Annotated in this window: 27 protein-coding genes; 18 read left to right on the forward strand and 9 right to left on the reverse strand. The window is 63.8% G+C overall.

The features are described from left to right. The first annotated feature begins 52 nt into the window (after nucleotides 1-52). Together BLV07_RS03245 and BLV07_RS03250 are read left to right on the forward strand one after the other, a co-directional pair. Nucleotides 53-904, forward strand: coding sequence for an AraC family transcriptional regulator (locus tag BLV07_RS03245; protein WP_176945310.1), 852 nt, complete (start codon nucleotides 53-55; stop codon nucleotides 902-904). A 182-nt stretch (nucleotides 905-1,086) separates the two neighbouring features. Next, complete coding sequence (locus BLV07_RS03250) at nucleotides 1,087-2,439, forward strand: malonyl-CoA decarboxylase (RefSeq protein WP_091879552.1); 1,353 nt, start codon at nucleotides 1,087-1,089, stop codon at nucleotides 2,437-2,439. A gap of 183 nt (nucleotides 2,440-2,622) precedes the next feature. Here the strand turns inward: BLV07_RS03250 and tarD are convergent, their stop codons facing one another. From tarD to BLV07_RS03280, 5 genes are all read right to left on the reverse strand, one after another. After that, a complete protein-coding gene (tarD, locus tag BLV07_RS03255) occupies nucleotides 2,623-3,792 on the reverse strand; it encodes a D(-)-tartrate dehydratase (RefSeq protein WP_091879555.1) in 1,170 nt (389 codons plus the stop codon). Between the two features lie 141 nt (nucleotides 3,793-3,933). After that, a complete protein-coding gene (locus tag BLV07_RS03265; protein ID WP_035730878.1) occupies nucleotides 3,934-4,176 on the reverse strand; it encodes a DUF3297 family protein in 243 nt (80 codons plus the stop codon). A gap of 11 nt (nucleotides 4,177-4,187) precedes the next feature. Beyond that, nucleotides 4,188-4,664, reverse strand: coding sequence for a glutathione peroxidase (locus tag BLV07_RS03270; RefSeq protein WP_091879564.1), 477 nt, complete (start codon nucleotides 4,662-4,664; stop codon nucleotides 4,188-4,190). Nucleotides 4,665-4,666: 2 nt separating this feature from the next. Beyond that, nucleotides 4,667-6,067 carry an amidase family protein gene (locus tag BLV07_RS03275; protein ID WP_091880345.1) on the reverse strand — a complete coding sequence of 467 codons (1,401 nt, stop codon included), beginning with the start codon at nucleotides 6,065-6,067 and terminating at the stop codon, nucleotides 4,667-4,669. Between the two features lie 227 nt (nucleotides 6,068-6,294). Further along, complete coding sequence (locus tag BLV07_RS03280) at nucleotides 6,295-6,552, reverse strand: DUF6894 family protein (RefSeq protein ID WP_091879566.1); 258 nt, start codon at nucleotides 6,550-6,552, stop codon at nucleotides 6,295-6,297. A gap of 262 nt (nucleotides 6,553-6,814) precedes the next feature. Between BLV07_RS03280 and pqqA the strand changes: the two genes are divergently transcribed. From pqqA to BLV07_RS03330, 10 genes are all read left to right on the forward strand, one after another. Next, a complete protein-coding gene (gene pqqA, locus BLV07_RS03285; protein WP_007595659.1) occupies nucleotides 6,815-6,895 on the forward strand; it encodes a pyrroloquinoline quinone precursor peptide PqqA in 81 nt (26 codons plus the stop codon). A gap of 129 nt (nucleotides 6,896-7,024) precedes the next feature. Next, nucleotides 7,025-7,954: a pyrroloquinoline quinone biosynthesis protein PqqB gene (gene pqqB, locus BLV07_RS03290; RefSeq protein ID WP_091879569.1), complete on the forward strand. Its 930-nt coding sequence runs from the start codon at nucleotides 7,025-7,027 to the stop codon at nucleotides 7,952-7,954. Then, nucleotides 7,951-8,730: a pyrroloquinoline-quinone synthase PqqC gene (pqqC, locus tag BLV07_RS03295; protein ID WP_091879572.1), complete on the forward strand. Its 780-nt coding sequence runs from the start codon at nucleotides 7,951-7,953 to the stop codon at nucleotides 8,728-8,730. The genes pqqB and pqqC overlap by 4 nt, the downstream gene beginning before the upstream one ends. A gap of 12 nt (nucleotides 8,731-8,742) precedes the next feature. Beyond that, entirely contained in the window at nucleotides 8,743-9,054 is a 312-nt protein-coding gene (gene pqqD / locus BLV07_RS03300) for a pyrroloquinoline quinone biosynthesis peptide chaperone PqqD (RefSeq protein WP_091879575.1), read from the forward strand. After that, a complete protein-coding gene (pqqE, locus tag BLV07_RS03305; RefSeq protein ID WP_091879578.1) occupies nucleotides 9,051-10,250 on the forward strand; it encodes a pyrroloquinoline quinone biosynthesis protein PqqE in 1,200 nt (399 codons plus the stop codon). Before pqqD ends, pqqE begins: the two co-directional genes overlap by 4 nt. Continuing rightward, nucleotides 10,240-11,226, forward strand: a complete 987-nt coding sequence (pip, locus tag BLV07_RS03310) for a prolyl aminopeptidase (RefSeq protein ID WP_091879581.1) — start codon at nucleotides 10,240-10,242, stop codon at nucleotides 11,224-11,226. Before pqqE ends, pip begins: the two co-directional genes overlap by 11 nt. A gap of 13 nt (nucleotides 11,227-11,239) precedes the next feature. Then, nucleotides 11,240-11,917 (forward strand): DUF4286 family protein, encoded by a 678-nt coding sequence (locus BLV07_RS03315; protein ID WP_091879584.1) that lies wholly within the window; start codon nucleotides 11,240-11,242, stop codon nucleotides 11,915-11,917. A 327-nt stretch (nucleotides 11,918-12,244) separates the two neighbouring features. Next, a complete protein-coding gene (locus BLV07_RS03320) occupies nucleotides 12,245-14,044 on the forward strand; it encodes an FAD-dependent oxidoreductase (RefSeq protein WP_091879587.1) in 1,800 nt (599 codons plus the stop codon). Next, nucleotides 14,014-15,861 carry a 2-oxoacid:acceptor oxidoreductase subunit alpha gene (locus tag BLV07_RS03325; protein ID WP_176945311.1) on the forward strand — a complete coding sequence of 616 codons (1,848 nt, stop codon included), beginning with the start codon at nucleotides 14,014-14,016 and terminating at the stop codon, nucleotides 15,859-15,861. Before BLV07_RS03320 ends, BLV07_RS03325 begins: the two co-directional genes overlap by 31 nt. After that, on the forward strand, nucleotides 15,858-16,913 hold the full coding sequence (locus BLV07_RS03330; protein WP_091879593.1) for a 2-oxoacid:ferredoxin oxidoreductase subunit beta: 1,056 nt from the start codon (nucleotides 15,858-15,860) through the stop codon (nucleotides 16,911-16,913). The genes BLV07_RS03325 and BLV07_RS03330 overlap by 4 nt, the downstream gene beginning before the upstream one ends. On the opposite strand, the gene BLV07_RS03335 is transcribed toward BLV07_RS03330, so the two are convergent. Then, a complete protein-coding gene (locus tag BLV07_RS03335) occupies nucleotides 16,914-17,363 on the reverse strand; it encodes a DUF4399 domain-containing protein (RefSeq protein WP_091879596.1) in 450 nt (149 codons plus the stop codon). Nucleotides 17,364-17,380: 17 nt separating this feature from the next. Beyond that, nucleotides 17,381-18,907: an SUMF1/EgtB/PvdO family nonheme iron enzyme gene (locus BLV07_RS03340; RefSeq protein ID WP_091879599.1), complete on the reverse strand. Its 1,527-nt coding sequence runs from the start codon at nucleotides 18,905-18,907 to the stop codon at nucleotides 17,381-17,383. A gap of 321 nt (nucleotides 18,908-19,228) precedes the next feature. Here BLV07_RS03340 and BLV07_RS03345 point away from each other — a divergent pair, with 321 nt between their 5' ends. From BLV07_RS03345 to BLV07_RS03370, 6 genes are all read left to right on the forward strand, one after another. Then, nucleotides 19,229-19,849, forward strand: coding sequence for a hypothetical protein (locus BLV07_RS03345; protein WP_091879602.1), 621 nt, complete (start codon nucleotides 19,229-19,231; stop codon nucleotides 19,847-19,849). A 37-nt stretch (nucleotides 19,850-19,886) separates the two neighbouring features. After that, the gene (locus BLV07_RS03350; RefSeq protein ID WP_091879604.1) at nucleotides 19,887-20,336 is read left to right on the forward strand and encodes a DsrE family protein; all 450 of its coding nucleotides are present in this window, start codon (nucleotides 19,887-19,889) and stop codon (nucleotides 20,334-20,336) included. A 212-nt stretch (nucleotides 20,337-20,548) separates the two neighbouring features. Next, a complete protein-coding gene (locus tag BLV07_RS03355) occupies nucleotides 20,549-20,872 on the forward strand; it encodes an ArsR/SmtB family transcription factor (protein WP_091879607.1) in 324 nt (107 codons plus the stop codon). Further along, entirely contained in the window at nucleotides 20,869-21,288 is a 420-nt protein-coding gene (locus BLV07_RS03360; RefSeq protein WP_091879610.1) for an SRPBCC family protein, read from the forward strand. Before BLV07_RS03355 ends, BLV07_RS03360 begins: the two co-directional genes overlap by 4 nt. A 42-nt stretch (nucleotides 21,289-21,330) precedes the next feature. Continuing rightward, the gene (locus BLV07_RS03365) at nucleotides 21,331-21,534 is read left to right on the forward strand and encodes a hypothetical protein (protein WP_176945312.1); all 204 of its coding nucleotides are present in this window, start codon (nucleotides 21,331-21,333) and stop codon (nucleotides 21,532-21,534) included. A 13-nt stretch (nucleotides 21,535-21,547) separates the two neighbouring features. Continuing rightward, entirely contained in the window at nucleotides 21,548-21,991 is a 444-nt protein-coding gene (locus BLV07_RS03370; RefSeq protein WP_091880347.1) for a DUF1801 domain-containing protein, read from the forward strand. Between the two features lie 373 nt (nucleotides 21,992-22,364). On the opposite strand, the gene BLV07_RS03375 is transcribed toward BLV07_RS03370, so the two are convergent. Further along, entirely contained in the window at nucleotides 22,365-23,906 is a 1,542-nt protein-coding gene (locus BLV07_RS03375; protein WP_091879616.1) for a SpoVR family protein, read from the reverse strand. Next, entirely contained in the window at nucleotides 23,903-25,180 is a 1,278-nt protein-coding gene (locus BLV07_RS03380) for a YeaH/YhbH family protein (RefSeq protein WP_176945340.1), read from the reverse strand. Before BLV07_RS03380 ends, BLV07_RS03375 begins: the two co-directional genes overlap by 4 nt. Nucleotides 25,181-25,187: the final 7 nt, after the last annotated feature.

Below are 25,187 nucleotides of genomic sequence, written 5' to 3' on the forward strand. Positions count from 1 at the left end.
CTCTCCTGCTCCGAAATGAGTTATATGTCCTGGGCATGACGGGATGCTGCCAATGACTGTCGTCGAAACGCCAATCCTCCGGGAGGTCCGGGGCAACCACCGCTCGACCGCGGGCGTGCACTTGGTCGCGCGCGACTATCCCAAGGGGTTGCGGATCGACCCGCACTTGCACCGCGAGGCGCAGCTGATCTATGCCGCCAAGGGCACCATGCAGGTGACGACGCCCGGAGGGCGCTGGCTGGTGCCGCCGGACCGCGCGGTCTGGGTGCCCGCCGGGCTCGAGCATGCTATCGACCTGCTCGCCGACATCGAGATGCGCACGCTGTATTTCGACCTGCCCTGGCTGAAGCGCGAGCAGCAATATGAGGGACTGATCAAGGAGTTCGTGGTCCGGGTGTCGCCGCTGCTGCACCAGGCGATCCTGGCCCTGTTCGACGCGGGCAATACCGAGGCGCGGACCGAGCTACTGGTTCGTCTCGTGATGCTGGAATTGCACCAGGCCGAGGATTCCACGACCTTCGTGCCGCTGCCGCGCGAAGTGCGCTGCCGCCGCGCCGCGATGATCGTGCTCGACGATCCCACCGGCCTGCACGACATCGACACGCTGGCGCGCGCGGTTGGAACCTCCGCGCGCACGCTGTCGCGGCTGTTCTCGACGGAAACGCAGCTGAGCTTCAAGAGCTGGTGCCAGCGCGCAAGGATTGCGGCGGCGATCCAGCGGCTATCGACGGATGCGAACGTGTCGGTGAAGCAGCTTGCGACGCAGCTGGGCTATGCCAGTGTGCCGGCGTTCTCGGCGGCGTTCCGGCAGGTGACGGGGCGGACGCCGACGGAGTTTGCCACACACTCAATGTCATCGCCCGCGAAGGCGGGCGATCCAGTATTCCAGAGGCGGCGCGGCTAGAACCGAGAAGCCACAGTGTACTGGATGCCCCGGTCAAGCCAGGTCAAGCCGGGGCATGACAGTGTACCGTGGGCTGCATGGCACCACTAAAGATACAAAATTCCCCTGCTTGATTGTGATCGGCTTCCGCCTAAATCCCATGTAAGCTTCCGCATCGCACAAACCGGAATCGAAAAGTCCAGATGGCCAACGCCTTCTTCTCCGACCTGCTCGCCACCATCTCCGAGCGCGGCCGCACGCTGCTTCGCCGCGGCGACGGCTCGGACACCAAACCAGACGCCGCCGGGCTGATGGCGCTTTGCGACGCGCTGCTCTCGGGCCGGGGCGAAGCCTCGGGCACCGCGATGGCGCGCGAGGTGCTCGATCTCTACCAGGAGCTGGATGCGGCCGGACGCCGCGCTTTCTTCGAGGCGCTGGTGCGCGATTTCGGCCCCGATCGCGAGCGGCTGTCCAAGGCGATCGAGAAATGGCGCGCCAAGCCCACCGACGAGGACGCGAGCTCGCTGCATTTCGCTTCCGAGCCGCGACGGCAGGAGCTGATCCGCCGCCTCAACCGCGCGCCGGGCGGCACCGGCGACCTCGTCAGCATGCGGGCCGATTTGCTCGGCATGATGAACGGGCACACCGATCTCGCTGCGCTCGATCGCGACGTCTCACATCTTCTCTCTTCGTGGTTCAACAGGGGGTTTCTCGTGCTGCGCAGGATCGACTGGTCGACCCCGGCCAACATCCTCGAAAAGATCATCCGTTACGAAGCCGTGCATGAGATCTCTGACTGGGACGATCTGCGCCGCCGCATCGATCCGGTCGACCGCCGCTGCTACGCCTTCTTCCACCCTGCGATGGTCGACGAGCCCTTGATCTTCGTCGAGGTGGCGCTGACCGAGACCATTCCCGGTGCGATTGCGCCACTGCTCGCGGTCGACCGCCAACATCTGCCGATCGAGCGCGCGCGCACTGCCGTGTTCTATTCGATCTCCAACACCCAGCGTGGCCTTGGCGGCATCTCGTTCGGCAGCTTCCTGATCAAGCAGGTGGTCGAGGAGCTGCGCCGCGAGCTGCCGAAGCTCGACACCTTCGTGACGCTCTCGCCGGTTCCGGGCTTCATGCAATGGGTGAAGCAGGACAAGGACCTGCCGCTGTCGGACGAGGACTGCGAGACGCTGAAGCGTCTCGACGATCCCACATGGTTCGAGCATCCCGAGACGACAGCGCTGCTGCGCAGCATTCTGGAGCCGCTCGCGGCGCACTTCTTCCTGAAGGCACGTACGCCGAAGGGCAAGCTGATCGACCCCGTCGCTCGCTTCCATCTCGGCAACGGCGCCCGGCTCGAGCGCATCAACTGGCTAGGGGATCTCTCACCAAAGGGCATGCGCGAGTCCGCCGGCGTCATGGTCAACTACCTCTATCGCCTCGACGACATCGAGAAGAACCACGAAGCCTACGCCAACGACGGCGAGGTCGTGGCGTCCAGCGCGGTGAAGAAGCTGCTGAAGGGCGAAGGACGGCGGCTCTTGGATATGCGGTTGTCGTAGGGGGCCTGAGACGAAGCTCCAGAAACGGTGTCATCGCCCGGCTTGACCGGGCGATCCAGTATCCAGAGGCCGACATTGAAGAGCTCGCTCTCGCCACATCCGCCGCGGCGTACTGGATGCCCCGGACAAGCCGGGGCATGACAGCGGAGTTATTGGAGACGCCATCGCACCCCAGCGCCCCCCCTACTCCGCCAGCGCCTTCATTTCCTTGTAGAGATCCGACTTGCCCTCGAAGCCGATGCCTGCCAGCTCCGGCATGGTGATGTGGCCGTGCTCGACGCGGACACCGTCGGGGAAGCCGCCATAGGGCTGGAACAGGTCGGGGTAGCTTTCGTTGCCGCCTAAGCCCAGGCCGGCGGCGATGTTGAGCGACATCTGGTGGCCGCCATGCGGGATGCAGCGGCTGGGGGACCAACCGTAGGTCTTCAGCACCTCCAGCGTGCGCTGATATTCGCACAGGCCGTAGGACAGTGCGCAGTCGAATTGCAGCCAGTCGCGATCGGGGCGCATGCCGCCGTAGCGGATCAGGTTGCGGGCGTCCTGGTGGCTGAACAGGTTTTCGCCGGTTGCCATTGGGCCGGGATAGAACTCGGCGAGCGCGGCTTGTAGTGCGTAGTCGAGGGGATCGCCGACCTCCTCGTACCAGAACAAGGGATAGTCGCGCAGCATTTTTGCGTAGGCGATGCCGGTCTCGAGGTTGAAGCGGCCGTTGGCGTCGACGGCGAGCTGCGCGTCCTTGCCGATCTCCTTCAGCACCGCCTCGATGCGGGTGCGGTCCTCGTCGATCGGGGCGCCGCCGATCTTCATCTTCACGACGTTGTAGCCGCGGTCGAGATAGCCGCGCATCTCGCCGCGCAGCATCAAGAGGTCCTTGCCGGGATAGTAATAGCCGCCGGCGGCGTAGACGAAGACGCGCGGATTGGCGGTCACGCCGTGACGCTCGGCAAGCAGGCGGAACAGCGGCTTGCCCGCGATCTTCGCCACCGCGTCCCACACCGCCATATCGATGGTGCCGACCGCGACCGAGCGCTCGCCATGGCCGCCCGGCTTCTCGTTGGTCATCATCGCGGCCCAGACCTTGTCGGGGTCGAGATTGTCGCCGGCGGCATTGAGCAGCGAGTTCGGATCAGCTTCGAGAATGCGCGCGGTAAAGCGCTCGCGGATCAGACCGCCCTGCCCGTAACGGCCATTGGAGTTGAAGCCGTAGCCGACGACACGCTTGCCGTCGCGCACCACGTCGGTGACGACGGCGACCAGGCTCGTCGTCATCTTGGTGAAGTCGATATAGGCGTTGCGGATCGGCGAGGAGATCGGTTTGGTGATTTCGCGGACATCGACGATGCGGACGGACATGGGGTTGGCCTCTGGTGGTTATTGTCGTCATTGCGAGGAGCCCTTGCGACGAAGCAATCCAGATCGTCACTGCGGAAAGATTCTGGATTGCTTCGCTTCGCTCGCAATGACGAGGAGAGAGCGGTGCGCGCTCAGCTCGAACTACTTCTTATCCCTGAAATACGGCTCGACCGGACCGTGCACCTTGATGGTCAGCGGGTTGCCATAGCGATCCTTGGCGTTGCCGGCGGTGACGCGGACCCAGCCTTCGCTGATGCAGTATTCCTCGACATTGGTCTTCTCGATGCCCTTGAAGCGGATGCCGACGTCGCGCGCCAGGATGTCCGCGTTGTAATAGGGGCTGTTCGGATCGACCGACAGGCGGTCCGGAAATTCGTCGCTCATGATTGACTCGCTCACAGCAGTGTTTCGATTTGATTGCGCAATCCTTCGGGCCGCGCGGTCGGCGCGTAGCGCGCGACCACCTTGCCGGCACGGTCCACCAGGAATTTGGTGAAATTCCATTTGATGGAGGCGCCCAAGAGTCCGGATTGCTGCCGTTTCAGGTACTCATACAGAGGGTGTGCGTTGGCGCCGTTGACGTCGATCTTCTCGAACAGCGGGAAGGTGACGTCGTAATTGGTCGAACAGAACGCCTGGATCTCGTCCGCCTGCCCCGGCTCCTGCGCGCCGAACTGGTTGCAGGGAAAGCCGAGCACCGAGAAGCCGCGCGGCGACAGATCGCGATAGAGATCCTCCAGCCCGCGATATTGCGGCGTGAAGCCGCATTTGCTCGCGGTGTTGACGATCAGCAGCACCTGTCCCTCGAAACGGCGCATCGGCACCTCCTCGCCGGCGAGCGAGTTGGCCTTGAAGTCGTAGATGGCGGACATCGCTAGCCCACGGGATCGATCGGCGACGGCGGCACGCCGCCGGCCTCGATCGCTTCGCCCGCGAGCAGGCACAGATCCTCGCGGTAGCGGCCGGAGACGATGTGCACGCCGACGGGCGCCTTGCCGACGAGACCGGTGGAGACGACGAGGCCCGGCAAGCCCATGAAGGGAATCGCGATCTGCGGCAGCTGCGCTTCCCAGACGCGCTTGAAGGACTCGTCATCCTTGAGGTCGAGATGATCGGGGAACGGCAGTTCGCCGGAGACCGGCGTCAGCAGCACGGCATATTTTTCGAAGAACAGCATCCATTCGCGGGTTAGCGTCGCGCGGCGGGTCAGCGCCTTCGCGTAATTCGCCTGGTCCATCGGCGTAACCCTGCTGCGGTTACCGCGCAGGCAGGCCAGCGCACCGGGATCGCCCTCGCGCTCGGCCGCCTCTAGCTGCGCCTCGTAGCCATCGCCGAGCCACAGCTTGATCTGCCACTCGACCGCGTCGCGCATGGGCGGCGTGTTCTCTATGACATCAACGGTCCAGCCAGCGCGCTCCAGGCGCTTGCCGGCATCGCTCACCGCCGCCTTCACCTCCGGCGTGGTGGCAAGGCCGCCCGGATTGAGACAGAGCGCGGCACGCTTCGGCCGTGCGGGGCCTTCCAGCGGCACCGGTACGAACCAGGGATCGCGGATGTCGCGGGCCGACATCGCGGCGAGCGAGATGCGCAAGTCGTTGACGGTCCGCGCCAGCGGGCCAGAGACCGCCATGATCTGCGGCCCGATCGGGCGCTCCGGCAGCGCGGGATTGAAAGCGGGAATGCGGCCGAGCGTCGGGCGCAGGCCGTGCACGCCGCAGGCATAGGCGGGATAGCGGATCGAGCCGGCAATGTCGGTGCCGTGGGCGATGTGGCCGATGCCGGCCGCGACCGCCGAGCCGGCACCGCCGGAGGAGCCGCCCGGCGTCAGCGAAGCGTCGCGGGGATTCTTGGTGTCGCCATGGATCAGATTGGTGGTGAACCAGCGGTAGGAAAAGGCCGGACAATTGGTGCGGCCGAGCAGGATGGCGCCGGCTTTGCGGAAATTGGCGACCACCGGATTGTCCTCGCGCGCGATCGCGTCGCGCTGGAGTTTCAGCCCGTTGGTGGTGGCAAAGCCTTCCTGGTCGACATTGGCCTTGATGGTGACGGGCACGCCCGCGAGCACGCCCGGATCTTCGCCCCGCGCGATGGCGGCATCGACGGCGTCAGCCTGCTTGAACACGTCGTCCGGCCGGTGGTCGATCACCGCGTTGAGCGCGGGATTGACGGCGTCCAGGCGGGCGAGACCGGCCTTGGCGGCCTCCCTGGCGGACACCTTTTTGGACTTGACGAGGGCGGCGAGGTCGGCGGCCGACAGGCGCCAGAGATCTTGCATGGCTTGCTCCGTATGACCGGCGTCTTTTAGCGCCGGCAACGCGGCAAAGCCATGCGGATTTCGCAGGGAGGAAGGGCGGGTTTGGTGCCGGATGGTGCCTCATTCTCCGTCATTGCGAGGAGCCCTTGCGACGAAGCAATCCAGACGCCGAGGGATTCTGGATTGCTTCGCTACGCTCGCAATGACGGTGGAGGGAGTTGCGCGCCCCTTACCTGATCCGTGGGCCCCTAATGCCTGGTCGCGGACTGGTCCGGCATGTCCAGGAGCGCCTCGGTGAAGGGAAACTCCAGCACGATCTCCCCCTCGTCATCGGTCACCTCGATGACGGCCTCGAGCAGGGCCGGCTGTGCGCCCTCCGACTTCACCACCTCCAGGATCATCTGGCGCGCGACCTCCCAGGCGCGATCGGGGTTGCGCAGATCCTCGCCGTCAGGATCCACGATCAGTTCGTCGCCGATACGGGTGTTGAAGAAATATCTGGGCATGCCTGATCCAATGGGGTCGCCTGTAGCCGATTGGAAGCCGTTCTATACTCACAACTCGTTTATCCCGACAGGGATCACGACCTATCGGCTTTTTGCGCATGTCATTCGCTCATCTTTACGGCCGCAATGCGCTCTCTTTGCGGTGCAACAATTCCGCCGGCCTACTACCTATGTCCGGGAAAATTTCACTGGCGAACTTCTCCGCCGGCATTAATTTAGCGGGTGGGCGGATACGTCCGGTTTCGCGAAAATGGAGAGCCAAATGGCCTGGAAAGCCCCGAAGATCGTCGAAGTGCCCTGCGGCATGGAAATCAACATGTATGTGAGCGCCACCCGCAAGTAAGCGGCGGGCGATTTCGCGTTCTGCGCCGGTGGATCTTTCAGTCACGACGCGTTGCCGAAAGAAAGAATCTGTGTCGACATTTGCGTCGGCCTGAGATCCACCGGGTATGTTCCCTCCAGGAGACGGATCATGCTTCGCGTCGTCGTCCTGGGCGCCGCAGCCGGCGGCGGAGTGCCGCAATGGAATTGCGGCTGTGAGGGCTGCCGAGCGGCCCGTGCCAGCGGCCATAACCTCTTGCGAACACAGGCGTCGGTCGCCTTCAGCGGCGACGGCGAGCACTGGTTCCTGATCAACGCCTCCCCCGACCTTCGCCAGCAATTGAACGCCACGCCGCAGCTGCACCCGAAGGCGGGCGCGCTGCGCCATACGCCGATTGCCGGCGTGATCCTGACCAACGGCGAAGTGGACGCGGTCGCAGGCCTGCTGTCGATGCGCGAGGGCTCGCCCTTCACGATTTACGCGCATGAGAAGGTGCTGGCGATCCTGAAGGCCAACAGCATCTTCAACGTGCTGAACGAGAAGAACGTGCGGCGCCAGCCGACCGACATCGGCGAGCCGTTCGAGCCGCGACTGCCGGACGGCGCGCGTTCAGGGATCGAGGTGCTGCCGTTCGCGGTGCCCGGCAAGTCGGCCTGGTATCTGGAAGGCAAGGCCCATCCGGGCGGGGAGACCGGCGATGGCGATACGCTGGGCCTGAAGATCACCGACAAGACCAGCGGCAAGTGCTTCTATTTCATCGCGGCCTGCGCCGAGGTCACCGACGCGCTCAAGGCCGAGATCGACGGCGCGGCGCTGGTGTTCTTCGACGGCACGGTCTGGCGCGACGACGAGATGATCAGGGCCGGGCTCGGCCACAAGACCGGCAAGAGCATGGGCCATGTCGCGATGTCCGGCGTCGACGGCGCGATCGCGCGGCTGGCTGACCTCACTATCGACAGGAAGATTTTTCTGCATATCAATAACTCGAATCCGGCGCTGCTGCCCGCTTCACCCGAGCGGAAAGCCACTGAAGAGGCGGGCTGGCAGATACCCGCGGATGGAACGGAGATTGTGCTGTGAATGCCGCGTCACTGACAGGAATGACCGCGCTCTCGATCGGCAAGGACATCAAGCTCACTAGCGCCGAGGAACTCGAGGCGACGCTGCGCCATATCGGGGCGACGCGCTATCACAGCCTGCATCCGTTCCATAAGCTGCTGCACGGCGGCAAGCTCAACAAGGGCCAGGTGCAGGCCTGGGCGCTGAACCGCTACTATTACCAGAGCACCATCCCGATCAAGGACGCGGTGGTGATCTCGCGCTTCCGCGACCGCGCTACGCGCCTGGAATGGCGCCACCGCATCGAGGACCATGACGGCGACGTCGGAAGCGAGGGCGGCATCGAGCGCTGGCTGAAGCTGACCGAAGGCCTCGGCCTCGACACGGCTTACGTGGAATCGACCGAGGGCATCCTGCCGGCGACGCGCTTTGCGGTCGAGGCCTATGTCCACTATTGCCGCGAGAAGACCCCGCTGGAGGCGATCGCCTCCTCGCTCACCGAATTGTTCGCGCCGAACCTGCACGAAGAGCGCATCTCCGGCATGCTGGCGCATTACGACTTCGTCAACCCCGACATCATGAGCTACTTCAAGCGCCGCCTGGCGCAGGCGCCGCGCGATGCCGGCTTTGCGCTCGACTATGTCAAGGCGCATGCCACGACGCCGGAGCAGCGCGCGCAGGTGTGCAACGCGCTGATCTTCAAGACCAACGTGCTCTGGGTGCAGCTCGATGCGCTCTATCACGCCTATGTCGAGGGCCACATTCCGCCGGGCGCTTTCGTGCCCAAAGCGAGTTGAAGAGGAACAGTCATGGCCGGGCCGCGGAACATCAGCGTCAGCGAGGCAAGCCGCCCCGTGCTGCCGCGGCATGCCAAGCTGAAGTATGACGAGACGCGACAAGTCTGGGTGATCCTGGCGCCGGAACGGGTGCTGGCCCCGGACGAGATCGCGGTCGAGGTCTTGCAGCTCTGCGACGGCCAGCGCAATGTCGGCGATGTCGCCGATCATCTGGCGGCGAAATACGTCGCGCCGCGCGAGGCGATCCTCGCCGACGTCATCGTCATGCTGCAGGATCTCGCCGACAAGGGCTTTCTCACGGAGGCCCGGGAGAAGACGTCATGAGCGATGTGCTCGGCAATCCCACCATCCCGCCAGATGTTAGCGACAGCCTCGCGGTGCTGGAGAAGCAGCGCTCGACGGCCGAGACGTTCGGCATTCCGCTCGCCGTGCTGCTCGAGATCACCCACCGCTGCCCGCTGCAATGCCCCTATTGCTCCAACCCGGTCGAGCTCGACCGCTCGAGCAAAGAGCTGACCACCGATGAGTGGAAGAAGGTGTTGAGCGAGCTCGCCGAGATAGGCGTGCTCCAGGTGCATTTCTCCGGCGGCGAGCCGACAGCGCGGAAGGACCTGGTCGAGTTGGTCAAGCATGCCAGCGACGCCGGCCTCTATACCAACCTGATCACCTCGGCCGTGCTGCTGACGCGCGACAAGCTCAGCGATCTCGCGGATGCCGGGCTCTGCCACGTTCAGATCAGCTTCCAGGGCGTCGAAGAGGGCCTCGCCGATCGCGTCGCCGGCTACAGGAACGGGCACCGCAAGAAGCTCGAGGTCGCCAGATGGACGCGCGAGCTCGATCTGCCACTCACCGTGAATGCGGTGATGCACCGGCAGAACCTGCATCAGCTCCCCGACATCATCCAGATGGCGGTCGATCTCGATGCCGACCGGCTCGAGGTCGCCAACGTGCAATATTACGGCTGGGCGCTGAAGAACCGCGCCGCGCTGATGCCGACGGTAGCGCAGCTCGACGAATGCACCCGCCTCGTCGAGGAGGCGCGCGAACGCCTGAAGGGCACACTCGCGATCGACTACGTCGTTCCCGACTATTACGCGCTGCGGCCGAAGAAGTGCATGGGCGGCTGGGGCCGGCAGTTCTTCAACATCTCGCCCGCCGGCAAGGTGCTGCCCTGCCACGCCGCCGAGAGCATCACCGGGCTCGATTTCGAATCCGTGCGCTCCAATCACTCGATCGCCTGGATCTGGCAGAACTCCGACGCCTTCAACCGCTATCGCGGCACCGGCTGGATGAAGGAGCCGTGCAAGTCTTGCGAATTCCGCGAGATCGATTTCGGCGGCTGCCGCTGCCAGGCCTTCGCGCTGACGGGCGATGCCGCCAACACCGATCCGGCTTGCGCGCTGTCGCCGCTGCACGAGACCATCTTCAAGCAGGCCGAGCGCGAGGCCGAGGGCGAGACCAACCGCTTCCTCTATCGCAACTTCGCCGGCGGCACGCTGGAATCCGAGAATGGGACCTGACGCCGACGCGGCCAGCTCGATCAGGCGGGCCGATCCGTTTGCGCCGCTGACCTCTGACATGCTCGATGTCGGCGACGGCTTTGAGCTCTATGTCGAGAGCATCGGCCGCGCCGACGGCATCCCCGCGATCTATCTGCATGGCGGGCCCGGCAGCGGCTGCCAGCCCGACCATCGCCGCCTGTTCGATCCTGATCGCTTCTGCGCCGTGCTGTTCGACCAGCGCGGCTGCGGCCGCAGCCGTCCCAAGGGCTCGCGCGAGCACAACACCACGGTGCATCTGATCGCGGACATGGAGAAGATCCGCGACAAGTTTGGCTTCCAGCGCTGGATGGTGGTCGGTGGCTCCTGGGGCGCGACGCTGGCGCTGGCTTATGCAGAGGCGCATCCCGAGCGCGTCTGTGGCATCGCGCTGCGCGCGACGTTTCTCGGCACGCGGGCGGAGGTCGAGACGGCGTTCACCTCGCGCCTGTCGCAATTCTATCCCGCGCTCTACGAGGATTTTCTCAGCGTGCTACCGCTCGAAGAGCGCGCGCGGCCGGTGGAGGCCTATTGGCGCCGCATCCTCGATGCCGATCCCACCGTGCACGGCCCCGCCGCGCGGGCCTGGCACGACACCGAGCGCACCTTGTCCGAGCACAAGCCCGCCAAGACGCGGCTGGACCTGGCCTCACTGAACGTGTGGCGCACGCTGCCCGCGACGCCGTTCATGGAGGCGCATTATTTCGTCAACGACAGCTTCATGAGCGAGAGCCAGCTGTTGCGGAATGCAGGGCGGCTCGCCGGCATCCCCGGCATCATCGTCCAGGGCCGTTACGATCTGTTGTGCCCGCCCGAGACGTCGCAGGCACTCGCGAAAGTTTGGCCGGATTGCGAGCTTCGCGTCGTGGAAGAAGCCGGACATTCGCTCTATGATGCCGGCGTGCGGGACGCGGTCATGAAGTCGATCGCGGACCTCGCATCGAAGACCGCGCGATAACAGGATAAGAAGAATGCCGCTCGCCGGGAAAGGCATGCTGCTGACGTCGATGAACATCGACGCGGCCGATGAGGCCGATTTCAACCGCTGGTACGATCGCGAGCATCTGGAAGAACGCGTCGCGATCGAGGGATTCCTGGAGGCGCGGCGCTATGTCGCGCATGCCGCCAATCCCAAATATCTCTGCCTGTATTCGACCGCCACGCTCGACGTGCTCGACAGTCCCGCCTACCGGGCGCGGCTCGCGAGCCCGACCGACTGGTCGCGGCAATGCATGGCACGTTTCAAGGACATGCTCCGCGTCGTCGCGCGCATCACCATCAGCAACGGCACCGGACGTGGCACCGCGCTCGGCGTGGTGCGGCTGCGGCCGACACCCGACCACGCAACGCGATGGCGTGATGCTCTGCATGACAAGCTGGCGCCGGACCAGCGCGACGGTATCATCTCCATGCATCTTCTGGAGAGCGAGCCCGAATTGTCGGGTGCAACGGCGGACATTCCGGCGGTGCGCAATGAAGGCGCGCACGACTGGTTCGTGCTGATCGACGGCACGCATGTCGGCGCAGTCTCGGCCGTCATCGCCGAGCGCTTCACCGGCCCCGCCGCCGCGCCCTTGCCGCTTCCCATCTCCGTCGGCACCTACTGCCTGATGTGGGATTTGACCAAGAGCGACATCCCGCGCGGTTAGAGCATGATGAAGTGAGACTAGATCGGTTGGCGGGGCTTCACCTCTCCCCGGAGGGGAGAGGTGAACCATCGGCTCTCATCCGATTTTAGCACACTCACAGGCATCGCAATATGCTGCACCGCACGCACATCGCGCGCGGCGTTAATGCTGTGCGCGCGTAGCTCCCATGAAAGGCGGTGATCGCGCAAATTTGCCGTTGTACTTCGGAGCCGTTCTAATAAGCTAACCCAATGACGTCATTCAGAAACCAGATCGAAGCGCATTAAGCGCTCGCCAAGCTCAAGAAAAGGCCGCGGGGTCTTTGGGGCCTGCGCGGACAGGGTAGGAATGAAACCGACCGACATTGCGGCCCCCGACTACTTTCACAAAGTGGTCGATTGCCAGTGGGCCTGTCCTGCGCACACCCCGGTTCCCGAATATATCCGACTGATCGCACAAGGCCGCTACAGCGACGCCTATATGATCAATTGGAAATCGAACGTGTTCCCCGGAATTCTGGGACGCACCTGCGATCGTCCATGCGAGCCGGCGTGCCGCCGCGGACGCGTCGAGGACAATCCGGTGGCGATTTGCCGCCTCAAGCGCGTCGCCGCCGACTTCAAGGACGACATCAAGCAGCGCCTGCCGCGCCCAGCCGCGAGGAACGGCAAGCGCGTTGCGCTGGTCGGCGGCGGTCCCGCCTCGCTGACGGTGGCGCGCGATCTCGCGCCGCTCGGCTATCACTGCACCGTGTTCGATGCCGATCCCGAAGCGGGCGGCATGATGCGCTCGCAGATCCCGAAATTCCGCCTGCCCAATTCCGTGATCGACGAGGAGACCGGCTACATCCTGGATCTCGGCGTCGACTTCAAGGGCGGCCACCGCATCGACAGCATGAAGGCGCTGCTCGCGGAGAAATACGACGCGATCTTCGTCGGCTCCGGCGCGCCGCGCGGCCGCGAGCTCGACATTCCCGGCCGCAAGGAGGCAGCGGCCAACATCCATATCGGCATCGAGTGGCTGGCCTCGGTCTCGTTCGGCCATACCGACAGAATAGGCAAGCGCGTGATCGTGCTCGGCGGCGGCAACACCGCGATGGATTGCTGCCGCACCGCGCGCCGCCTCGGCGGCGAAGACGTCAAGGTCGTCGTGCGCTCCGGCTTCGAGGAGATGAAGGCCTCGCCCTGGGAAAAGGAAGACGCGATCCTTGAGGACATCCCGATCCTCAACTTCCTCGTCCCCGTCGCCTTCATCCACGACAATGGCAAGCTCACCGGCATCACTTTCCAGAAGGTGAAGGCCGAATACGACGCCAAGGGTCGTCGCAACCTCGTTCCATCAGGCGAGCCCGACCAGACCTTCGAATGCGACGACGTGCTGGTCGCGGTCGGCCAGGAGAACGCCTTTCCTTGGATCGAGCAGGATTGCGGCATCGAGTTCGACAAATGGCACATGCCCAAGGTCGATCCGACGACCTTCGTCTCGACCAATCCAAAGGTGTTCTTCGGCGGTGACGCCGCGTTCGGCCCCAAGAACATCATCTGGGCGGTCGCGCACGGCCATGACGCCGCGCTGTCGATCCACAAGCTGCTCTCGGGTGAGGATGTCAGCGAACGCCCGCTGCCGGAGGTGCAAATCTCCTCGCAGAAGATGGGCATCCACGAATGGAGCTATGACAACGACATCTCCATCGACAAGCGCTTCAAGGTGCCGCATCGCGACAAGGTCGTCGCGCTGAAGGACATCCGCGCCGAGGTTGAGCTCGGCTACGACGTCAAGCTCGCGCTCGGCGAGGCGCATCGCTGCCTGAACTGCGACGTGCAGACCGTGTTCTCGACCTCGCTCTGCATCGAGTGCGATGCTTGCGCCGACATCTGCCCGATGGATTGCATCACCTTCACTGATAACGGCGAGGAAAACGACCTGCGCCAGCGCCTGAAGGCGCCCGCGCCGCATCCGGACCAGGATCTCTACGTCTCCTCGGATCTCAAGACCGGGCGCGTGATGGTGAAGGACGAGGACGTCTGCCTGCATTGCGGGCTGTGCGCCGAGCGTTGTCCCACCGGCGCCTGGGACATGCAGAAATATTTCATCGAGATGACCCACGCAGGTTCGACATGCCCGACAAAAAGCCGCTCAGCAGCGTAAACGACTTCGTCGTCCGCTTCGCCAACGTCAACGGCTCGGGCTCGGCCAGCGCCAACGAGATGTTCGCGCGCGCGATCCTGCGCCATGGCGTGCCGGTTTCCCCGCGCAACATCTTCCCCTCCAACATCCAGGGCCTGCCGACCTGGTACGAGGTGCGGGTGACGGAAGACGGCCATCTCGGCGCCCGCGGCGGCGTCGACATGATGGTGGCGATGAACCCGCAGACCTGGGACAAGGACGTCGCCGGCATCGAGCCCGGCGGCTATCTGTTCTACGATTCCACCAAGCCGATGCCGTCGACCAAATTCCGCGACGACATCACCGTGATCGGCGTGCCGCTCACCGCGATCACCAACTCGACTTACACAGATCCGCGCCAGCGCCAACTGTTTAAGAACATCATCTATCTAGGTAGCCTCAGTGCGCTGCTCGACATGGATCCGAAGCTGATCGAGCAGCTGATCGGCGAGCAGTACAAGGGCAAGGAGAAGCTGCTCTCCTCCAACGTCCACGCGCTGCATCTCGGCCGCGACTGGGCGCTGCAAAACCTGAAATGCCCGATCGGGCTCAGGGTGAAGAAGTCCGACAAGGTCGGCGACCGTATCTTTATCGAGGGCAACAGCGCCGCCGCGCTCGGCGCGGTCTATGGCGGCGCCACCGTGTGCGCCTGGTATCCGATCACGCCGTCCTCGTCGGTGGCGGAGGCCTTTACCGCCCACTGCAAGAAGTACCGCCACGATCCCGAAACCGGCAAGGCGAAATACGCGATCGTACAGGGCGAGGACGAGCTCGCTTCGATTGGTATCGTCATCGGCGCCTCCTGGAACGGCGCCCGCGCCTTCACCGCCACGTCCGGCCCCGGCATTTCGCTGATGACCGAGTTCATCGGCCTCTCATATTTTGCCGAGATCCCGGCCGTGATCATGAACATCCAGCGCGCCGGCCCCTCGACGGGCATGCCGACCCGCACCCAGCAATGCGACATCATCGCCTGCGCCTATGCCTCGCACGGCGACACCAAGCATGTGCTGCTGTTCCCGGAAGATCCCGCCGAGGCGTTCGAATTCGCCGCTGCCGCGTTCGATCTCGCCGAGCGACTGCAGACCACGATCTTCCTGATGCTCGACCTCGACATCGGCATGAACCACCGGCTTTGCCGTCCGTTGAAATGGGACGATGCGCGGCAATATGACCGCGGCAAGATCATGACGGCGGAGATGCTGGAGGAAGGCCGCGACTTCGGCCGCTATCTCGACGTCGATGGCGACGGCATCCCCTACCGCACCTATCCTGGCACGCATGCGACCAAGGGCTCCTACTTCACCCGCGGCACCTCGCGCGACCGTTATGCGCGCTACTCCGAGGAAGGCACGGTCTATGCCGACAACATGCAGCGCCTGGTGCGCAAGTTCGAGACCGCGCAGGACTTGGTGCCGCGGCCGCTGCAGGCCAATGCGGAACGGTCGACCAAATATGGCGTGATCTATTTCGGCTCGACCTCACCGGCGATGGACGAAGCGGTCGGCCTGTTGGAAGCGCGCGGGCACCAGCTCGATCGTCTGCGCATCCGCGCCTTCCCGTTCCACTCCAGCGTGGCGAGCTTCCTCGCCGAGCACGACTTCGTCTATGTGGTCGAGCAGAACCGCGACAGCCAACTCCGCCAGCTCATCGTCAACGAGAACGGCATCGATCCCGTCCGCCTCGTGCCGATCGTGCACTACGACGGCACGCCGATCACCGCCCGCTTCATCGCAAAAGCCATTGGCGACCATCAGGATCACCTCAAGGTGACCCCGCTCCGCAAGGCCGTGTCATGACCTACATCGCAAAGCCGAAATTCCATCATCCGGGCCTGAAGAAGAACGAGCTCGGCTATACCCGCCGCGATTACGAAGGCAAGATCTCGACGCTGTGCGCCGGCTGCGGCCACGATTCGATCACGGCCTCGATCATCGAGGCCTGCTATGAGCTCTCGATCGAGCCGCATCGGGTGGCAAAAATCTCCGGCATCGGCTGCTCGTCGAAGACGCCGGACTATTTCCTCGGCAACTCGCACGGCTTCAACTCCGTGCATGGCCGCATGCCCAGCGTGCTGACCGGCGCCAACCTCGCCAACCGCGATTTGATCTATCTCGGCGTCTCCGGCGACGGCGATTCCGCCTCGATCGGTTTCGGCCAGTTCGCGCATTCGATCCGGCGCGCCGTCAACATGACCTATATCGTCGAGAACAACGGCGTCTATGGCCTGACCAAGGGCCAGTTCTCGGCCACCGCTGACCGCGGCTCGAAATCCAAGAAGGGCGTCACCAACACCGACAACGCGATCGACCTCGTCGCGATCGCGCTGCAGCTCGGGGCAACCTTCGTGGCGCGCAGCTTCTCCGGCGACAAGACCCAGCTCGTGCCGCTGATTGCGGCGGCGATCCGCCACAAGGGCGCGTCGTTCATCGACGTCATCAGCCCCTGCATCGCCTTCAACAACCACGCCGGCTCGACCAAGAGCTTTGACTATGTCCGCGAGCACAATGACGCGGTGAACCGGCTCGACGTGCTGGTCGGCCGCGATCCGATCGCGGTGGACTATGCGCCGGGCACGGTGCAAGTGGTGGAGCAGCATGACGGCACCAAGGTCGCGCTGCGCAAGATCGACGCCGACTACGATCCGCATGACCGTTTGGGCGCGATGACCTTCCTGCAAAAGCACGCAGCCAAGGGGCAGATCGTCACCGGCCTGCTCTATGTCGACCCCGACGCCGAAGACCTGCACGAGCACCTCAACACGGTCGAGACGCCGCTCAATACGCTGGAAGCGGATGCGCTGTGCCCGGGCTCGGCGGTGCTGGACAAGATCAACGCCAGCCTGCGGTGATCATTTACTCCGCGCTGAAGCAAGCGGTCTGACGCGTATCGTGATCTTCTCCGACACGACCGGCGGTACGAACGGATAGTGCTTGGCGTCGCCGAGCACCAGCTGCAGCGTGTGGGTGCCCGGCGGAAGGTCCAGCATGGTTTCGGTCTGCCCTGCGCCGAAATGCAGGTGCGACTTGTCCTGCGGGATCGGCTCCTTGGGATCGATGGGATCATTGACGTCGACCAGCAGATGGTGATGACCGGCGTTCTGGTAGTCATCACCGGCATGCGTCACACCCATGTTGCGTAAGCCGAACCGGACCCAGAATCCACCGCGAACTTTCTGCCCGTCATGCGGCGTGATGAAATAGAGCTTGGCGTCCTTGTGCGCGCTCTTGCCCTGCGAGTAGGCCGCGCCCGGGAGCAATGCGATCGCGGCCGCCAGGGCGGCACAGGAAATGATCTTCATCAAATCTACTCCAGCACTTATGGACTGAGCGCGACACGGAATCCATGCGTGGGGTAACGGACATTGGTGTCGTAACCATCGCGGTTTGACGCCCGGACATATCTTGAATCGTTCTTCCAGGAGCCCGACCGCAGGACATGAGAGCTGCAGTCCGCGCTGCTCCACGCCGAGCCGTCGCTCGGCGCGCCCTGATAGGTCCTGTGCCAGCAGTCCTCGACCCACTGATCGATGCCGCCGCCCATGTCGTAGAGCCCGAATGGATTGGGCTTGAAGCTGCCGACCTTGGCCGGCTGCTCGGCCGCAAGATCACCGCAATCCTTGCACCCGGCCATGCCTGGCTGAAGCTTGTCGCCCCACCAATATTTGGTCTGCGTTCCACTGCGCGCCGCATATTCCCATTCGGCTTCGCTCGGAAGCCGGTAGGGCTTCTTCGTCGCCTGCGCGAGCCAGGCGGCATATTGCTGCGCATCGGTCCAGCTCACATTGCTGACCGGGGAATCATCCTTGCCGGTGGCGGTGAATCCGCACGCCTTGGCGGCGGCGCATTCGTTCCATTCCTGCACAGTCACCGGATATTTTCCGATCGAGAACGGCTTGATCGTGACCTGGTGGACAGGCCGTTCGGTCGGATCGTCATTGCTTCCCATCGCGAAGCTGCCGCCGCGAATGCCGATCATCTCGGGTTCGCGAGGTGGCGTCGCCGATGGGCTGGGCGACGGTGACGGCGACGGAGGGGCAGAAGCCAATGACGGAGATGGTTGCGGCGTCTGCGTCGCCGCCTCGCGCGGCGACGGCTGCGGGATCGGTGACGCGGCCGGGGAAGCGGTTGGCGTGGCGGCCTGCTCGCCCATCCTGCCGGGCTGCGTCAGCACGTACCAAAGCACGTAGCCGGCAATCACCAGCAATGCCGTGATCAGAAGAAATAGCAGGACGCTCTCGCGCCGGCTTCGCGTCCTGCCGACCGCATCGGCATCCGGCAGCACGCGATAGATCCGCACCGGATCGGTGATGTTCTTGACCTTGCGATCCCCGAGCGACTCATAGCCGCACACCACCTTGTGCTTGATCTGCTCGTAGATCGCGCCCGAGATATAGACTTGGCCGGGCTCGGCAATGCCCTCAATGCGCGTGGCGATGTTGACGCCATCGCCATAGACATCGTCCGGCTCTACGATCACATCGCCGAGATTGACGCCAATCCGGTATTCGAGGCGCGAATGCTTCGGAAGCGAGGCGTTGCGGCCGATGAGGTTCTGCTGGATGACGATACTGCAGCGAACGGCCTCAACAGGGCTATCGAAAATGGCGATGAAGCCATCGCCCGTCGTCTTCACCAGACTTCCATGGTGCTCGATGATGGTGGGCTGGATGATATCGCGCTCGATGCGCTTGACGCGGACATGCGTCCCCTCCTCGTCGGCCTGCATGATGCGGCTGTAGGAAGCGATGTCACCGACGATGATCGCCGCAAGACGGCGAGGCATGGGGCCGTGTGGAGGCGGCTCATCCTGGTTGCCGGATCTGAAGTTGCGAATTTCGCCCATGCGGGGGACTCCACAGCTTACAAGGCAGTCCCAGCTTACGACTGCCAAAGGCGGTCGTCTGTGAAAGCTATCACATTGACGAACCAAGACAATGTCGCAGCAATCGCCGGCATCGGGTTCCGAAGCATCAAGGCGCCACACCGCTTGAACCTTCTTGATCCCATCAATGACTAAGACCCGGCGCGAAACCACTGGCCCAAGTCGGCGCCGCGATGCTCGCACGAAGCGACTTCTGAAGCTTGAACGCGATGCACCTCGCCTGCGTCTAACGGACAGGAGTTCTGTCCTGCTGCGGCAGGTTGTCACGCGCTCGAGGTCATCATGAAGCTCTCCATCTTTGCTGCCCTCACTTTGGCTGCGCTAACCAGCGTTGCCCACGCCGATGAGGACAAGGTTCGGGAGACCACAAAGCCAGAAGCCGACGCCTTCAACGCGCGACTCTATGCGGGAGCGCCTGCTGACAAGGCCTATGCCTGCTTCGTCCGCCGCTACGATGCCGAGCATCTGGCGCGGCATCCCAAGCAGAAGGTCGCTTCCATGAAGCTGCTGATCTCGGCGGAAGCCGACAAGGAGGACAAGCAGCTGCACAATTCCTTCCGCCTCGGTTTTCGCTATCGCCATCGCTCGGGCGACTTCGACTCCAGCGGCTCGTGCGGCAGTCATGCGGTGCTTCTCAGTCAGGGGGACGAGGTCCGCATGGGCTGCGGCGTCGACTGCGAGGGCGGCGGGATCGAGGTGGCGCTCTCCAAGGACAACAAGTCCGCGATCATCCGGCTCGAACAGGTCAGGGTCTGGCAGAACAACAAGCCGGATGACGAGGCGGAGCAATCGCTGGTCGCCGGCGCCGACGACAAGATCTTCCGCCTCGACCGCACCGACACCAGCGAGTGCGCATTGCTCGTGACCGACCGCAAGGAACTCGCAGCGCTGCGCCACAAATGATATGTGTCCGGCAAAGTCTTGGTCGAGGGAGAGCGCCATGAATCGCCGGAACATGTTGTGGAGCGCCGTCTCCGCTTTGGGCGCGGCCTTTGGCGCCTCGCGTGCACAAGCCGCCACTGATGCCAACGCGGGCAACAAGCTCAGGGTGGCCTATCACCTCAGCGACGCCGAGAAGGTCAATTTCGTGCTCGGCAACATCCAGAACCACATCGACGGCGTCGGTGGCCCCGACCATGTCACGATCGCGCTGGTGATCCACGGACCGGCGCTGAAGGCGTTTCACGCGGCGCAGGCCACCCCCGACGTCAGCAAGCGTGTCGGTGATTTCTCCAAGGACGGCGTCGAGCTCGCCGCCTGCGGCAACACGATGAAGGCGCAAAACGTCTCACTGAAGGAGTTGTTGCCGGGCTTCGTCAGCGCGGAGAACGGCGGCGTGGTCCGTTTGGCTGAGCTGCAGGCGCAGGGGTATTTGTACCTGCGGCCGTAAGGCTGCGCGGCGCCGCCACGTTTTCCGTCATTGCGAGGAGCCCTTGCGACGAAGCAATCCAGGCTGTCTCTGAGGAGGAATTCTGGATTGCTTCGCTACGCTCGCAATGACGGCGGAGCGCGTTGCGCGAGCGAGAGCCACATCTCGCACTTGACTTACCCATAACTCTATAGTTATGAATTGATCCATAACTTCCTGGTTATGGATCTCGCATGTCCGCCACTCACGACCTCCTATTCAGGACACTCGCCGATCCGACGCGGCGGGCGATCTTCGAACGGCTGTGCCGGGAGGGCGAGCAGACGGTCGGGGCACTGACGGCGCGGTCGGGCGTGTCCCAGCCGGCGGTCTCGAAGCATCTCGGCGCCTTGAAGCAGGCCGGCCTCGTGCGCGACCGCCACGAGGGACGCCAGACCCATTACAGCGCGCAGCCCGGTGCGCTCAATCCGCTGATCGACTGGACCAGCCAGATGGCCGGCTTCTGGCAGAACCGGCTCGATGCGCTCGACGATCTCCTGAAGAGGATGGACCAATGACTGAAACACGCTCCGTAGTCGTCGAACGCGAATTTGCCTTTCCGGCGGATCGGCTCTGGCGCGCGCTGACGCAGCCGCATCTGATCGAGGAATGGCTGATGAAGAACGACTTCAAGCCGGTCGTCGGCCATCGCTTCACTCTGCGCGGCGAATGGGGCGGCGTGCTCGACTGCGAAGTGCTCACCATCGAGCCGCAGAAGACGCTCGCCTACACCTGGAATTTCTCGCATGAGGATGCGGCGTTCGACCTGAAAAGCGTCGTGACCTTCACGCTGACGCCGATCGGCTCCGGTACGCATCTGCGCGTCGAGCAAGCGGGCTTCAGCCCGACGCAGAAGCAGGCTTTTGGCGGCGCGCATGCCGGCTGGAAGCAGTTTTTTGCCAAGCTCGATGAGCTACTGGCGCGGACGGGCTAGCTCCGCCGGCCGTCCATTCCGATCAATGTACAGGGAGGTCCAATGAGCACACACATGTGGATTCGGCAGATTCATCGCTGGCTGTCGATGGCTTTCACGCTCGCCGTCATCGCGAACATCGTGGCGATGATCATTCAGGTCCAGGCGGTGTGGATCGGCTTCCTGGCGCTCGTCCCACTCATTCCGTTGCTCGCGACCGGGTTATATCTGTTCGCGCGGCCCTATGTCAGCCGCAGCAACGCGTGAACGAGGCGAGATGATGAAGAAGGCTGTGACGGCGAAGAAGGCTGGCGCGAAGGAAGCGAATGGGGCTTCCCCCTCCAAGCTGATCGACGGCAGGATCAAGGAGCTTGGCGACTGGCGCGGCGAGATGCTGGGGCGGATCCGTGGCCTGATCAAGGAAGCCGACCCTGATGTCGTCGAGGAATGGAAATGGCGCGGCGTTCCCGTGTGGGAGCACGACGGCATCATCTGCACCGGCGAGACCTACAAGGAAGTGGTGAAGATGACCTTTGCCAAGGGTGCTGCGCTGGAGGATCCCGCGGGGCTATTCAACTCCAGCCTCGACGGCAACGTGCGCCGCGCGATCGATATTCGCGAGGGCGAGAAGATCAACGAGAAGGCGTTGAAGGCGCTTATTCGCGCGGCGGTGGAGTTGAATGCGTCCAAGGCCAAGAAGAAGCCGACCAAACGATCGACCTAGTTTGATGTAAATTCTTGGCGACGGCCAAAGCAACCGCCTCGTCCTTCGAGACGACCGCGCCGCGGTCTCCTCAGGATGAGGCTAATCGGCATCTGTGCCCGTTGAAAGTGCTGCCGCGCATTCCGTCCTCATCCTGAGGGCCCGCCAAAGGCGGGCGTCTCGAAGGATGAGCCGCGGGCTGGCTTCAACCTCTCCCGCTTGCGGGAGAGGTCGCGCCGAAGGCGCGGGTGAGGGCTCTCTCCTCTGGGGGAGTCCCACTGCGGAGACACCCTCTCCCCAGCCCTCCCCCGCAAGCGGGGGAGGGAGCGCATCTGCCTCGCGGTAATCACAAGGGCCAGTTTCATCGCGCTCTAGGAGCTAGCGGCTAGCCTCCTTACGCTACCGCCGCCGGGATCGGGCGCGGGCTTACGACGTATTCGCGCAGGACCTTGTCGTTGGCGTCGACCTCGATCAACGAGACGTCGTAGGTCCAGAGATCGGCCAGGTGCTGAAGCACGCGCTTGGCGTCGGTCTCGTTGAGCTGCGAGCCCTTGATGACGTGGTGATGCAGGATCAGCCGGCGGTCGCCGGAGAGATCGACATCGACCACCTCGATATTGGCGTCGATGAAGCCGACGTCATGCTGCCGCGCCAGCTCGCGGCGGACGCGGCGAAAGCCGCGCTCGTCGTGGATTGCATCGACCCGGATTCCCGCGCGCTCTTCGGGATCGTCATGCAGGTGGAACATGCGGAAGTGCCGCATCAGCCTGGGGCTTAGGAACTGGCCGATAAAACTTTCGTCGCGGTAATTGGCCCAGACGTCGCGCAGCACGCCCATCACGTCGCCCTTGCCGGCAATGTCCGGGAACCATTCGCGGTCCTCGTCGTCCGGTTTGCTGACGATGCGCTCGATGTCCTGCATCACGGCAAAACCGAGCGCATAGGGATTGAAGCCGGAGAAGCGTGGATCGTCGAACTCGGGCTGGAACACCACGTTGGTGTGCGATCCCAGGAATTCGAGGAAGTTGCCGTCGGAGATGCGGCCCCGCTCGTGCAGCATGGTCATGATGCGGTAGTGGACGTAGGTCGCCGTCCCCTCGTTCATAACCTTGGTCTGGCTCTGCGGATAGAAATATTGCGCGATGTGGCGAACGATGCGCAGCAGCTCGCGCTGCCAGGGCGCCAGCCGCGGCGCGCTCTTCTCCAGGAAATAGAGCAAATTCTCCTGCGGCAGGCCGAGCAGCTTGCGGCGGCGTTCGATGCTGAGCGCGGACCGGCTCTTCGCGGCGCCCTTCGGGACTGTGGTGCGCCAGAGGTCGTTGAAGACCTCCTCCTCATGCTGGCGGCGGCGCCCTGCCCGCTTCTCCTCGGCGCGCAAATCGAGCTTCTTCTTGCCGGGATAGCGGTCGATGCCGTGCGACATCAGCGCGTGTGCAGCGTCGAGCGTGCGCTCGACCTCGATGCGGCCGTAGCGCTCTTCGCAGCTTGCGACATAATTCTTGGCGAAGTCGAGATAATCCAGGATGCCGTCAGCATCGGTCCATTGCTTGAACAGATAGTTGTTCTTGAAGAAGTGGTTGTGGCCGAAGGCCGCGTGCGCGATCACCAGCGTCTGCATCGTCGCCGTGTTCTCCTCCATCAGGTAGGAGATGCAGGGCGAGGAGTTGATCACGATCTCATAGGCAAGGCCCATCAGTCCCTTGCGATAGGAGGCCTCGTGAAACGCAAAATGCTTGCCGAACGACCAGTGCTTGTAGAACAAGGGCATGCCGACCGACGAGTACGCGTCCAGCATCTGCTCGGCGGTGATGACCTCGATCTGGTTCGGATAGACGTCGAGGCCGAGATCCTTCAACGCGACCTCCTCGCAGGCATCGGTGATGCGCTGCAAGGTGCGAAAATCCCAATCCGCGCCTTCGAACAAGCGTTCCGTCATGGAGCGGCCTTCTCCTGGCTGGTTTCGCGGCGTTGGAACAGGTCGTGGAACACCGGAAAGATCTCGCTGCGCTCCGAGACCTTGCGCATCGAGAGCGATGCGCCGCCGCTGCGCAGGCGTTCATAGAGGGTCCAGAGCGAGGAATCGGAGAGATCGAAGGCGCTGCCGCCGGACTCGCCGACCTCGAGATAGGCAAAGAACTGGCAGACCGGCAGGATCTTGTCGGTCAGCAGCAGGCCCGTGAGCTCGCCGTCGGAATAGGAATTGTCGCCGTCGGAGGCTTGCGCGGCGTAGATGTTCCAGTCCGCCGGATTGAAACGCTCGCGCACGATCTCGTGCATCGCCTGGAGCGCGCTGGACACCAGCGTGCCGCCCGAGGCCGGGCCGTAGAAGAAGGTCTGCTCGTCGACCTCCTCGGCGCGGTCGGTGTGGCGGATGAAGACGATCTCGACATGCTTGTAGCGGCGCTTCAGGAACACGTAGAGCAGCATGTAGAAGCGCTTGGCCAGATCCTTCATGTGCTCGGACATCGAGCCCGAGACGTCCATCAGGCAGAACATCACGGCCTGCGCCACCGGCCGCGGCACGGTCTCGAAGCGGCGATAGCGGATGTCGAGCGGATCGATGAAGGGGATGCGCTTGGACTTCGCCTTGAGCTTTTCGAGCTTGGCCAGCAGCTCGGCTCGCACGTCCTCGTCGGTGCAGGCGGCGATCTCGGCTTCCAGCTCATCGATCTCGCTCTTGCGGGGACGCCGGAGCGCGATGCGGCGGGCGAGCGCGAGCTGCACCGTCCGGCTCACCGAGATGTTGGCGGGTGAGCCCGAGGTGGTGTAGCCGGCGCGCTGGATGCCCTCGCTCTCGGTCTGCGCGATCTTGCGCTTGGCAAGATCCGGCAGCTCGAGGTCGTCGAGGAAGAGGTCGACGAACTCGTCGCGGCTCAGCACGAAGCGGAACGCGTCCTCGCTATCGCCTTCGCCGGGACCGGAATCCTTGGCGCTGCCCTGGCCGGAGCGCTGGAGATAGTCGCCCTCGATGAACTTCTTGTTGCCGGGCAGCACCATGTCGCGCGTGCCGCCCTCGCGGCGGAAACGCGGCTCGTGCATGCCGTCGAGCGGGATCGTGACCTCACCACCCTCCAGGACATCCTTGATGTCGCGTTCCTGCGAGGTCTTCTTGACGGCGCCCTGCACCAGGGATTTGGCCCGACGCAAGAACCGCTGCCGGTTCTCAAGACTCTTGCCGCCTGGATTCAGGCGCCTGTCAATAATGTGAATGGCCACT

Origin of the sequence: Bradyrhizobium sp. Rc2d, from assembly GCF_900099855.1 — a bacterium.
Lineage (GTDB): Bacteria > Pseudomonadota > Alphaproteobacteria > Rhizobiales > Xanthobacteraceae > Bradyrhizobium.

Coding starts and splice junctions, on each gene's coding strand:
- BLV07_RS03245 (WP_176945310.1), top strand. CDS start 53: ATGACTGTCGTCGAAACGCCAATCCTCCGGGAGGTCCGGGGCAACCAC.
- BLV07_RS03250 (WP_091879552.1), top strand. CDS start 1,087: ATGGCCAACGCCTTCTTCTCCGACCTGCTCGCCACCATCTCCGAGCGC.
- tarD (WP_091879555.1), bottom strand. CDS start 3,792: ATGTCCGTCCGCATCGTCGATGTCCGCGAAATCACCAAACCGATCTCC.
- BLV07_RS03265 (WP_035730878.1), bottom strand. CDS start 4,176: ATGAGCGACGAATTTCCGGACCGCCTGTCGGTCGATCCGAACAGCCCC.
- BLV07_RS03270 (WP_091879564.1), bottom strand. CDS start 4,664: ATGTCCGCCATCTACGACTTCAAGGCCAACTCGCTCGCCGGCGAGGAG.
- BLV07_RS03275 (WP_091880345.1), bottom strand. CDS start 6,067: ATGCAAGATCTCTGGCGCCTGTCGGCCGCCGACCTCGCCGCCCTCGTC.
- BLV07_RS03280 (WP_091879566.1), bottom strand. CDS start 6,552: ATGCCCAGATATTTCTTCAACACCCGTATCGGCGACGAACTGATCGTG.
- pqqA (WP_007595659.1), top strand. CDS start 6,815: ATGGCCTGGAAAGCCCCGAAGATCGTCGAAGTGCCCTGCGGCATGGAA.
- pqqB (WP_091879569.1), top strand. CDS start 7,025: ATGCTTCGCGTCGTCGTCCTGGGCGCCGCAGCCGGCGGCGGAGTGCCG.
- pqqD (WP_091879575.1), top strand. CDS start 8,743: ATGGCCGGGCCGCGGAACATCAGCGTCAGCGAGGCAAGCCGCCCCGTG.
- pqqE (WP_091879578.1), top strand. CDS start 9,051: ATGAGCGATGTGCTCGGCAATCCCACCATCCCGCCAGATGTTAGCGAC.
- pip (WP_091879581.1), top strand. CDS start 10,240: ATGGGACCTGACGCCGACGCGGCCAGCTCGATCAGGCGGGCCGATCCG.
- BLV07_RS03315 (WP_091879584.1), top strand. CDS start 11,240: ATGCCGCTCGCCGGGAAAGGCATGCTGCTGACGTCGATGAACATCGAC.
- BLV07_RS03320 (WP_091879587.1), top strand. CDS start 12,245: ATGAAACCGACCGACATTGCGGCCCCCGACTACTTTCACAAAGTGGTC.
- BLV07_RS03325 (WP_176945311.1), top strand. CDS start 14,014: ATGCCCGACAAAAAGCCGCTCAGCAGCGTAAACGACTTCGTCGTCCGC.
- BLV07_RS03330 (WP_091879593.1), top strand. CDS start 15,858: ATGACCTACATCGCAAAGCCGAAATTCCATCATCCGGGCCTGAAGAAG.
- BLV07_RS03335 (WP_091879596.1), bottom strand. CDS start 17,363: ATGAAGATCATTTCCTGTGCCGCCCTGGCGGCCGCGATCGCATTGCTC.
- BLV07_RS03340 (WP_091879599.1), bottom strand. CDS start 18,907: ATGGGCGAAATTCGCAACTTCAGATCCGGCAACCAGGATGAGCCGCCT.
- BLV07_RS03345 (WP_091879602.1), top strand. CDS start 19,229: ATGAAGCTCTCCATCTTTGCTGCCCTCACTTTGGCTGCGCTAACCAGC.
- BLV07_RS03350 (WP_091879604.1), top strand. CDS start 19,887: ATGAATCGCCGGAACATGTTGTGGAGCGCCGTCTCCGCTTTGGGCGCG.
- BLV07_RS03355 (WP_091879607.1), top strand. CDS start 20,549: ATGTCCGCCACTCACGACCTCCTATTCAGGACACTCGCCGATCCGACG.
- BLV07_RS03360 (WP_091879610.1), top strand. CDS start 20,869: ATGACTGAAACACGCTCCGTAGTCGTCGAACGCGAATTTGCCTTTCCG.
- BLV07_RS03365 (WP_176945312.1), top strand. CDS start 21,331: ATGAGCACACACATGTGGATTCGGCAGATTCATCGCTGGCTGTCGATG.
- BLV07_RS03370 (WP_091880347.1), top strand. CDS start 21,548: ATGAAGAAGGCTGTGACGGCGAAGAAGGCTGGCGCGAAGGAAGCGAAT.
- BLV07_RS03375 (WP_091879616.1), bottom strand. CDS start 23,906: ATGACGGAACGCTTGTTCGAAGGCGCGGATTGGGATTTTCGCACCTTG.